At 40.7% G+C, this 622-nt stretch carries 1 protein-coding gene and 1 pseudogene; both read right to left on the reverse strand.

The window, feature by feature from the left end; all coding sequences use genetic code 11:
- Positions 1 to 219 precede the first annotated feature (219 nt).
- Positions 220 to 324 (reverse strand): annotated as a pseudogene (locus V7723_RS19885) (PEP/pyruvate-binding domain-containing protein); the annotation flags it as partial.
- Between the two features lie 33 nt (positions 325 to 357).
- Positions 358 to 622, reverse strand: a 265-nt coding sequence (locus tag V7723_RS19720) for a hypothetical protein (RefSeq protein WP_443024270.1), incomplete at its 5' end; no start/stop codon positions are given.

Below are 622 nucleotides of genomic sequence, written 5' to 3' on the forward strand. Positions count from 1 at the left end.
TTATTAGGAACGATCAAAATGATATCCTTTGCATAAGCTAACCTGCAAAAAATCACTAGAAGTGCGATCCAAATCAGAATAGTTCTAAATAGAGGGCCCACCGTATTTACTCTAAGATGCATCTTGTTCCCCATATACTGTAGTTGTCGGTCGTCAGAACATTTGTCATTTGAGGTAGCTTATTTGATCAGAGTGTTGGTTCCATCTAATTGATTTATATTAGGCGGCGATCATGCGGTGCTGCAAGCGTCTTTGTTCGATAGTCTTTCGTTTGATCCTTTCTTTTTTGTTTAAAATGGCTTGTGCTTTGCCGAAGTGGGCATTGTCACATTAACTTTCGATAGGCGCAGAGAAAACCTAGTGGATATACTTAGGCAGCTTTGTTTGTACTTGCCTAAATGCTTCTGCGCGATATTCCTTGAGGCAAGTTCGGCTGGTAAAGTGATGCTGAAAGTAGAAATAACTGTAAGTTGCTGCCTGAATATTGAGAGATCCTTGGGCAGAAGCTGGTGATTTTAAGTTCTGCTTTTTCGCTCTTTTGTGCCAAGAGATGAAGCAGGCATCAGTAATACTATGGACTTGCCACAGAATGCCTTCATAACGGTCCCTAAATGATAGTCTT

This window comes from Sneathiella sp., assembly GCF_036960985.1.
Classification (GTDB): domain Bacteria; phylum Pseudomonadota; class Alphaproteobacteria; order Sneathiellales; family Sneathiellaceae; genus Sneathiella.